Here is a 9,355-nt window from a genome sequence, read left to right on the forward strand (position 1 = left end):
TTAGAATTTTGTTGGATCTCCCAGACCATCGATCTGTCTGTAGAATAAACCTAAAATCTAAAATCTAAAACTTGTACGCTCGCGAAGCCGAAGTATCTAAAATCTAAGATTGATACTCCCGCTAATAACTAGAAATTCAGTGTCAAACTGTTCGCTGCGAACAGTCGATCGTCCAATCAAGCTCCAAATTGAATAAATGCTCCCATTACCTATAAGATTTCGCGCCCCATACCCCTATAACTGCGATGAAAATACTTAAAATCCAGACCTTACGCGGCCCCAACTACTGGAGCATCCGACGCCACAAACTCGTACTCATGCGTCTGGATTTAGAGGAGTTGGCAGATAAAACCACATCTGAAATTCCAGGCTTCTACGAAGGCTTGACCGCAGCACTTCCGAGTTTGGACGACCATCACTGTTCTCCCGGCCATCGGGGAGGCTTCCTGCAACGGGTCAGAGAAGGCACAATGATGGGACACGTAATCGAACACGTAGCCCTAGAACTTCAGGAAATGGCAGGAATGCCCGCCGGATTCGGTCGCACCCGCGAGACTGCCACACCAGGGATTTACCAAGTAGTAATCGAGTATCAAAACGAACAAGCAGGTCGCTATGCAGCCAGGGCGGGGGTGCGGATGTGCCAGAGCATTGCCGATACAGGCTCTTATTCTGCGGCGGAATTAGCGCAAGATTTGAAAGACCTCAGAGAGTTTGCTTTGTCTGCAGCCCTCGGGCCGAGTACCGAAACCCTGATCAAGGAAGCAGAAGCGCGCGGGATTCCCTGGCTGCCCTTGGGCGCCCGGTTTATGATTCAACTAGGCTACGGAGTTCATCAAAAGCGGATTCAGGCAACTCTGACCAACCGCACGGGAGTTTTGGGGGTAGAACTAGCCTGCGACAAGGAAGGTACCAAAAATATTCTGGGCGCTGCCGGCGTGCCGGTGCCGAGAGGGACAGTGATTCATTATTTGGACGAACTGCAGGGGGCGATCGAAGATGTGGGCGGTTTTCCGATCGTCCTCAAACCTCTAGACGGCAACCACGGCCGCGGGATCACAATCGACATCAACTCCTGGGAAGTAGCAGAAGAAGCCTACGACTTAGCCAGCGCCGCCTCAAAAACAAAAAGCATCATTGTCGAGCGCTACTACACCGGCCGCGACCACAGAGTGTTAGTAGTCAACGGACAAGTCGTAGCAGTCGCAGAACGAGTCCCCGCTAACGTTGTGGGTAACGGCAGGGATACAGTAGAACAGCTCGTTGCAGAAGTAAACCGCGATCCGCAGCGGGGAGACGGACACGACAACGTACTCACCCGGATCACGATCGACAAATTGACCCTCGATTTGCTGCAAAAACAAGGCTACACGATGGACTCGGTAGTGCCGGCGGGCGAAAGAGTATTTTTGCGCGCCACAGCAAATTTGAGTACCGGTGGCATTGCAGTCGATCGCACCGACGAAATTCACCCGGAAAACGTCTGGCTGTTTTCCAGAGTGGCCAAAATCATCGGTTTGGACATCGCCGGCATTGACGTAGTAACAGACGATATTTCTGTGCCCCTGCGCGATACGAACGGCGTGATCGTCGAAGTCAACGCAGCACCGGGTTTCAGAATGCACGTCGCCCCGAGTCAGGGTTTGCCCCGCAACGTTGCCGGCGCAGTCTTCGATATGCTTTTCCCCTCGCCTCAACACAGCCGGGTGCCGATTTTAGCCGTGACTGGAACCAACGGCAAAACTACAACAACTCGCCTGCTGGCCCACATTCTCAAGCAGACTGGTCAAATTACCGGCTACACGACTACCGACGGCACTTACATCGGCGATTATTTGGTTGAAAGTGGAGATAATACCGGGCCGCAAAGCGCTCACTTGATTTTGTCCGATCCGACGGTGGAAGTGGCGGTGCTGGAAACGGCTAGAGGTGGAATTTTGCGATCGGGCTTGGGCTTCAATCAGTGCGATGTCGGCGTAGTTTTGAACGTCGCAGCCGATCATTTGGGAATTGGCGACATCGACACCGTGGAACAACTCGCCAAACTCAAGAGTGTCCTCGTCGAGTCGGTAATGCCCAAAGGCTATGCAGTTTTAAATGCAGACGATCCGCTAGTAGCACAAATGGCACCGCGTGTCAAGGCTCAAATTGCATATTTTTCGATGAACCCGGAAAACGAACTGGTTGCCAAACATACCGCTGCGGGCGGGCTGGCGGCGATTTACGAAAATGGCTACTTGTCGATTTTGAAAGGCGATTGGACGCTGAGAATCGAGCAGGCTGTGAACGTGCCACTGACGATGGGCGGGCGCGCGCCGTTTATGATTGCTAATGCTTTAGCAGCTTGTTTGGCGGCTTTTGCCCAAGGCTTGAAAATAGAAGATATTCGGGCAGCTTTGTCAAGCTTTCAGGCATCGGTAGGTCAAACTCCCGGACGGATGAACTTGTTTAATTTGGGCAGCTATCACGCTTTGCTGGACTACGCCCACAACCCCCACAGCTACCAAGCTTTGGGCAGTTTCGTGCAGAATTGGCCGGGAATGCGGATCGGGGTAGTTGGTGCGCCGGGGGACAGGCGAGATGAAGATTTTGTCACCTTGGGCAAACTTTCGGCCGAAATGTTCGATCGCATTATTGTCAAAGAAGATATTGACAGGCGCGGGCGAGAACCGGGTGTGGTGGCCAAGTTAATTTGCCAAGGGATTGCAAACGGGATTGCTGCCCGCACGGGCGATCGGTCTAAAGTTCAATACGAGTTGATTCTCGACGAAATAACGGCGGTTAACAAAGCCCTAGACGAAGCGCCCGCTGGTAGTTTGGTGGTGATTTTACCCGAAGGTGTCACGAAAGCTTTGGGTTTAATTGAAGCCCGGAAACCGATTCAGGAATTGGCGGTAAATCCCAGTAATGTCGATCGATCTTTGGAATCGCAGAATAGTTTAAAACCGACAGTGGTAAATCAAGGCTAAAGTCTTAAGTAATTTAATTAATAGGTTGGGTTTAACATAATTAAATCCAACCTATTTTTTTTAACAAAACTGACGCACCACTACATTTTTTTTATCCTTGCAGCGGGTGAGAAATCTCAAACCAGGCTGTTTTATGTTCAGTGCGTAATTTTTAGGCTTTTTCAAAGGTTAGGCTGTTGCTTCGCCAGTATGCAGAGATTCCAATAATTCCTCTGCAAGTTCAATCAGTTCGCATACAGAGTTTTGCGTAACTTGTGTAGTTTTAAAGCCATGAGCAATAGCGTTACGCAATGAAAGCATATTCATTAGTAACTGATACTCAGATTTAGAAATTATCCCCTCAGTTGCCAGTTTTTTTACTAAATAAAGTGGCTCTAATCTTAGCAAATTTAGCTCTTCATTTTCCGCAACAATTCTCAAAGTTGCCTCAACTAAAGACCAGGAATATAACAGAGCTGACTCTAGATGTTGTTGTGCTACAAGTTGCCTTGCCACTTGTAAGCCAGATTCTATTTCATCCTCTTGCAGAGAACCCTCAGCTTTTGGAAAATAGACTGCATCCTCCGGGTTAGTCATCACTAACTCAAATCTCCAACCAGGATTTTCTGCTACTGCTTGGGCTAAATTGCGTAAATATTGAGTAGAAGATGAATTGAGTGAAGAGCGTGACTTGACTGCAATAACTACTGACTCTTCACCCAAGCGCACTATCATATCGGGGCGATAGGTTTTCAGGAAGTCAGGTAAATCTTCCAGGTTTGGATGAAATGAAACTTCATAACCTCTCTCACGATACTCTTCTGCTAATTGGAGTAAGCGCTCTCTTTCTATGTTTGCAGTTGGGGTTGCTATCATGTCAGTACCTCTTGGTCAGGATCATTAATTACGACAATGTGCAAGAATTCATTACCACGAGCAAATCCTTCCGCTAGAATCGAGGTCATATTTTCTACTTTAAAGTTACCCGATAAATTCCTCTTGCGGACTATAACATCGGTTACTTGATCGTCATCGACGTAGGCTAACCCTATAATTGCATCTTGAATTGGTTTTACTATGTTATCCACATCAATTTTAACAGAATCGTAGAAATAAGTTATCTGGAGCATAACGAGCCCGGTAGCTGTTTTTTGCTCTGAAGACCAGTATTTTTCAGCCTCTTCTCTCACCGTCATTTTCCAAGCTTTAAGACGATCTCGTCTGCGAGCTTGTTGTGATACGGGTGGCCCATCTACTATGAACTCAAATCTCGCCAAAGTATGTCTAAATAGAAGATCGGGGATTATTTGATCTGACTGCAAGTGTCCTGACTGCCGCCTCGGACGGATCGGGATAGGGTGACATAGAATTTTATCGCAATTGCGGGATAATATTCTTGATATTGAATCTCATTTTTATTACCTTTCAACCCTTAACTACCGCCCACTGAGTCACCGGTGCAAGCGGTTTCCAACCCTGAAAAGAACCGATCGCCCCAACACGCTGAATTCCAATTCTAATTAGTTCGCCGCCGTGCAAAGAATGCCATTGCAGCACCGTAAGTTCACTCTCAATTGTCACCGCATTTACCACCAAACGGCCGCCTTCATTTAAAGCATTCCAACAAGTTTCTAACAATGCCTCAACAGTGACACCGCCGCCGATGAAAATAGCATTTGGTTGAGGCAAATTTGCCAAAGCTGCCGGTGCGTCTCCCGCCACAATTTTGAGTTCGGGAACACCCAAATTAGAGGCATTTTCGGCAATGTATTCCAGTCTAGTTGGATGGCGTTCGATCGCGATCGCCCGACAGCCCCGATGACTCCGCATCCACTCAATCGCGATCGAGCCGCAGCCCGCCCCCACATCCCAAAGCAACTCCCCCGGAATCGGCGCTAACGCAGACAGAGTAACGGCTCGAACCTCCCGTTTAGTCAACTGTCCGTCGTGGCGATACGCAGCATCCGGTAAACCCGAAGTGCGGGGAAGGATAAGAGTTTGTCGATCGGCTGCAACTGCAATGGCGATCGCATTCAAATCCGCCAAATCCGCCACATTCCAAGCCGCTGCAACCCCCTCGATCCGCCGTTCCGCCTCCGACCCCATCCGCTCGAACACAGTCATCAAACTGCTGCCAAACCCCCGCTCAGTCAACAAATCGGCGACCTTTCCCGGCGTGTGTCGATCGGCACTCAACACCAGCAAGCGCGCCCCCGGAGACAAAGCAAGGGCGATCGAGGCGATCGGGCGATTTGTTAAGCTGAAAGTCTCAACATCCGCCAGCGCCCAACCCAAACGCGCGCCAGCCAGACTAAAAGCCGATGCTGCGGGAATCACAATCATTTCCGAAATCGGAATTTGGCGCGACAGCGTGACACCAATCCCGTGACACATCGGATCGCCGCTTGCTAACACGCAGACAGATTCTCCGCGCCTGCGGATAATGTCGTCAATGGTTGTTTGTAGGGGTGAAGCCCAAACTAATTTTTCGCGGGTGTTGTCTGTTGGTAGCATTGCGAGGTGGCGCGCGCCCCCGACAACGATTTTAGATCGATCGAGTAACGATCGGGCGATCGAGCTCAATCCCGAAAGTCCATCTTCGCCAATTCCCACCACCGAAAGCCATTTGTGCATTGCGCCAAGGTAATTACGATTTATCAATTTTCAACAATAATGTGAGATTAAATTTACAGTATTTATTGGATAATTTTTTGATCAAAAGGTCAACCGCAGATGTCAAGCCGATCGACAGGGATGCACGCAGATGAACAATTTAAAAAAAATCTATTGTGGCTATGCCAGGTAACTGCACTTGCACTGTTTTTCGGATTGATAAATCTGGGCAAACGAGTCATTATTTTAACTCACTATTGGGTGCATTTTCACTAGATAAATTGGTTTTTTTCGGGAATCTGCCGTCTGCAACCTTTATATTTTTGTAAAAAAGCCGGTTTCTCGCTATTCCTCTAAAAACTATACAAAATTAGCGGGCATTTGTTAAGAAAATTGAGAATTTAAGCGGCGGGCGATCGACTTGTGATACATTTCTTAAACCTGAAAGCGGGAAAGTCCGGTGCAATTCCGGCGCTGTGCCGCAACTGTGAAAGTCAGAATGCCGATTTCAGGAAGTTTACTTTACATTCCCTGCGTCGCACGGGGAGGAGATTATTTGTTAGTTTTGACTGATTTACCAACTTGTCCCGGCCTATTTTACGGTTCCCGCGCCCGCGACGGAGTTTTATCGAGGATGCGGATTCCGGGGGGAATTTTAAGCGTACAGCAATGTTGGTCGATCGCCAATTTAGTCGATCGCTACAGTACCGGCTGTTTGCAAATCACAAATCGGGCAAATTTGCAAATCCGAGAATTGCACTCAGAAATTCCCCCAGAAGTTTGGCAAGATTTGCAGGAATTGGGATTAGCATCTCGCCGCGTTGAAGTTGACCCGATTCGCAATATGATGGCAAGCCCGACAGCAGGAATCGACCGACAGCAGTTACTCGATACTCGCCCTTTAGTGAAAGCTTGGGACGATTACCTGCAAACACATCCCGAATTAGGAGAACTTTCGGCTAAATTCAGCATTGGTTTTGATGGCGGAGAATTAGTTTCAATTCGCAATTTACGAAACGATATTTTATTAGTAGCAGAAAAAAGTTCGACCAATTGTGAAATAGTTTTCCGCCTATATTTGAACGGCAACACAGGAATTATTATCGAACAATCGCCAACTATTTTAGTATTAGCAGCCCTCGCTAATATCTATCTGGAATACACAAAAAATCAGCCGCGAATTGATGGCAAAAAACCGCGCTTGCGGCACTTGCTAGCCGATTGGGGCGTTGAAAGTTATCTCAAAAAAGTAGAGACAAAATTGCCGTTTCCCTTGGGGCGAAGCGCAATCGAACTTTCAGAAAAGGCGATCGAACCCAACGCCAATCTCGGCATCCACCGTCAGCAACAGTCGGATTTCTCCTACATCGGCATTGCCTTGCCTCTAGGCAAGCTAGAATCAAAGCAACTGCGGAATTTGGCAAACTTAGCCCAAAATTTCGCCAACGGCACTCTGAGGCTTACACCGTGGCAAAATCTGCTGATTTCCGACATCCCCAACTCCCAAGTTTTTGAGGTCAAACAGCAAATCGCCGATTTAGGATTGCACTCATCCGCAACTAATCTAGATTCCTGCTTAGTTGCTTGCGCCGGTAGCAGCGGCTGCGCGTCGGCGGCGACAGATACTCAAAGTCACGCCCTAACAATGGCGAAGGATTTAGCGAAAAAACTGACGATCGACCGATCGATCAATATCCATTTCAGCGGCTGCGAAAAATCCTGCGCCCAACACCAGCCAATTGACATCACCCTAATAGGAATTCAGATACAGCAGGAAAACCAGACAATCGCAGGTTACAACATTTATGTAGGTAAAAAAGACCAGCCCTTTGGACGGCAAATCTTCCCCGCCGTGACTATAGCCGAAATGCCCCGCGCGATCGAGCAAATGCTGCGCGCGTACCAGCAATTTCGAGAACCGGGCGAGTCATTTGGCGAATTTTGCGATCGATGGGCGATCGACAAATTGCAAAAATTACTGAATCCCAAAAATCAAAAATTAAACTAAAAAAACATCCATTAAAACAGACCAATTATAATCATCTCCCCTTCTCTTTCTTCCTTCGCGCCCTTTGCGCCTTCGCGGTTCATTTAAAAAACCTATTTCACCAAACAAACAAACTACCAATAGCAGTTTCAAATAAAGTGAAGTATAGTCTCCCAATGACAACTGACAACTGACAACTGACAACTGACAAATGATTGACTACATCCGAGACGGAACAGAAATCTACACAAAATCCTTCGCCACAATCCGCGCCGAAGCAGACTTGTCAAAATTGCCGCCAGACTTAGAATCCGTCGCAGTGCGACTAATTCACAGTTGCGGAATGATCGACATCGTTAAAGACTTAGCAGCTTCCCCCAGTGCCGCCACCCACGGGCGTCAAGCCCTCGCAGCAGGCGCGCCGATTTTGTGCGATGCGCGAATGATAGCCGAAGGCATCACCCGGAAGCGGCTTCCCGCTAACAATCAGGTGATTTGCACCCTCTGGCATCCCGATGTCCCGGAGTTGGCGCGCCAAATCGGAAATACTCGATCGGCTGCGGCACTGGATTTGTGGCTAGATAACTTAGATGGTGCGGTGGTGGCCATTGGCAATGCCCCGACTGCTTTGTTCCGACTGCTGGAAATGCTGGATGCTGGAGCCCCCAAACCGGCCTTGATTCTCGGTTTCCCGGTAGGATTTGTGGGGGCGGCGGAATCTAAAGCCGAACTCGCTACCAACAGTCGGGGAGTGCCATTTATCGCGCTGCAGGGGCGGCGCGGTGGCAGTGCAATGGCAACGGCGGCCGTGAATGCTTTAGCTAAAGAGGACGAATTATGACTGAGACTGCTGGTAAATTGTACGGATTGGGCATCGGCCCTGGCGATCCTGAATTGATTACTTTGAAAGCTTATCGGATTTTGCAATCGGTGCCGGTCATTGCATATCCGGCGATGGAAAATGGTAAGGTGCTGGCGCGGGCGATCGTCGCAGATTATTTGCGTCCAGAACAAATTGAGATTCCGATGCCGCTGCCTTTTAGTCCGACGCGATCGTCGCAACCTTATTATGATGTTGCTGCCGAGAAAATTGCCGCCCACCTCACCGAGGGCCGGGATGTGGCGGTTTTGTGCGAGGGTGAGCCTTTTCTCTACGGCTCGTTTATGTATTTGTTCAACCGTTTGTCGGGAAAGTTTACTACCGAAGTTGTGCCGGGAATTTCTTCGACTATGGCGAGTGCGAGTGCGCTGGGAGTACCGTTAACTTATCGTAACGATGTGTTAAGTATTATGCCTGCGACGCTGGATGCGGAGATTTTGCGCGATCGGCTGGCGCTGGTTGATGCTGCTGTGATTATTAAGCTGGGGAGGCACTTTGCGAAAGTCCGGGAGGTGCTGATTGAGTTGGGACAGTTCGATCGCGCACTATATATAGAACGCGCAACTATGCCAAATCAGCGAATTAAGGCGATCGCCGATGTCGATCCGGCTGAGGTTCCCTACTGGGCGCTGGTGATGGTACCCAGCCAACAAAAGTCTGTATCTTAATATTTCCATGCCTGAAGGCGACAAGCTTCCAGGCTTTTCCTGCTTTTTTGTGCATTCTTGCCCATTTACCCCATTTTCTTCCAATTAATAAGTTAAAATTATAGGTTTCATAAGTTTAACTGTCGTTACAGACCTTTACAAAGCTGAGAATATGCTTTATATTTATTTACATGGCGGAACACAAAGCCGTCACGAACATTGAAAATCAAATAACGCAATCATAAAAACATGACAGCCACATTACAGCAGCGCGAAAGCG

General features: G+C 48.6%; 7 protein-coding genes and 1 riboswitch. Of the genes, 4 read left to right on the forward strand and 3 right to left on the reverse strand.

Annotation, left to right across the window (positions count from 1 at the left end; translation table 11 throughout):
- The first annotated feature begins 245 nt into the window (after positions 1-245).
- Complete coding sequence (gene cphA / locus QUA01_RS24345; RefSeq protein ID WP_333092995.1) at positions 246-2,969, forward strand: cyanophycin synthetase; 2,724 nt, start codon at positions 246-248, stop codon at positions 2,967-2,969.
- A 168-nt stretch (positions 2,970-3,137) separates the two neighbouring features.
- Here the strand turns inward: cphA and QUA01_RS24350 are convergent, their stop codons facing one another.
- From QUA01_RS24350 to cbiE, 3 genes are all read right to left on the reverse strand, one after another.
- Positions 3,138-3,824: a HEPN domain-containing protein gene (locus tag QUA01_RS24350; RefSeq protein ID WP_333092996.1), complete on the reverse strand. Its 687-nt coding sequence runs from the start codon at positions 3,822-3,824 to the stop codon at positions 3,138-3,140.
- Positions 3,821-4,270 (reverse strand): RusA family crossover junction endodeoxyribonuclease, encoded by a 450-nt coding sequence (locus tag QUA01_RS24355; protein WP_333092997.1) that lies wholly within the window; start codon positions 4,268-4,270, stop codon positions 3,821-3,823. Before QUA01_RS24355 ends, QUA01_RS24350 begins: the two co-directional genes overlap by 4 nt.
- 103 nt (positions 4,271-4,373) lie before the next feature.
- Positions 4,374-5,582, reverse strand: coding sequence for a precorrin-6y C5,15-methyltransferase (decarboxylating) subunit CbiE (gene cbiE, locus QUA01_RS24360; RefSeq protein ID WP_333092998.1), 1,209 nt, complete (start codon positions 5,580-5,582; stop codon positions 4,374-4,376).
- A 412-nt stretch (positions 5,583-5,994) separates the two neighbouring features.
- Positions 5,995-6,074: riboswitch (adenosylcobalamin-variant (AdoCbl-variant) riboswitch) on the forward strand.
- Here cbiE and cobG point away from each other — a divergent pair.
- The 3 genes from cobG to QUA01_RS24375 all read left to right on the forward strand — a co-directional run bounded on the left by cobG (position 6,061) and on the right by QUA01_RS24375 (position 9,096).
- Complete coding sequence (gene cobG, locus QUA01_RS24365) at positions 6,061-7,569, forward strand: precorrin-3B synthase (RefSeq protein WP_333092999.1); 1,509 nt, start codon at positions 6,061-6,063, stop codon at positions 7,567-7,569. Its footprint overlaps the riboswitch before it by 14 nt.
- A 190-nt stretch (positions 7,570-7,759) precedes the next feature.
- A complete protein-coding gene (locus tag QUA01_RS24370; RefSeq protein ID WP_333093000.1) occupies positions 7,760-8,389 on the forward strand; it encodes a precorrin-8X methylmutase in 630 nt (209 codons plus the stop codon).
- Positions 8,386-9,096 carry a precorrin-2 C(20)-methyltransferase gene (locus tag QUA01_RS24375; RefSeq protein ID WP_333093001.1) on the forward strand — a complete coding sequence of 237 codons (711 nt, stop codon included), beginning with the start codon at positions 8,386-8,388 and terminating at the stop codon, positions 9,094-9,096. The genes QUA01_RS24370 and QUA01_RS24375 overlap by 4 nt, the downstream gene beginning before the upstream one ends.
- The last annotated feature ends 259 nt before the right edge of the window (positions 9,097-9,355 follow it).

It is taken from the genome of Microcoleus sp. S36a_B3, assembly GCF_036700745.1.
Classification (GTDB): Bacteria; Cyanobacteriota; Cyanobacteriia; order Cyanobacteriales; family Microcoleaceae; genus Microcoleus.

Bases quoted from the DNA above. Each gene is read 5' to 3' on its own strand.
- cphA (WP_333092995.1), top strand. From the start codon at position 246: ATGAAAATACTTAAAATCCAGACCTTACGCGGCCCCAACTACTGGAGC.
- cbiE (WP_333092998.1), bottom strand. From the start codon at position 5,582: ATGCACAAATGGCTTTCGGTGGTGGGAATTGGCGAAGATGGACTTTCG.
- QUA01_RS24370 (WP_333093000.1), top strand. From the start codon at position 7,760: ATGATTGACTACATCCGAGACGGAACAGAAATCTACACAAAATCCTTC.
- cobG (WP_333092999.1), top strand. From the start codon at position 6,061: ATGCCGATTTCAGGAAGTTTACTTTACATTCCCTGCGTCGCACGGGGA.
- QUA01_RS24375 (WP_333093001.1), top strand. From the start codon at position 8,386: ATGACTGAGACTGCTGGTAAATTGTACGGATTGGGCATCGGCCCTGGC.
- QUA01_RS24350 (WP_333092996.1), bottom strand. From the start codon at position 3,824: ATGATAGCAACCCCAACTGCAAACATAGAAAGAGAGCGCTTACTCCAA.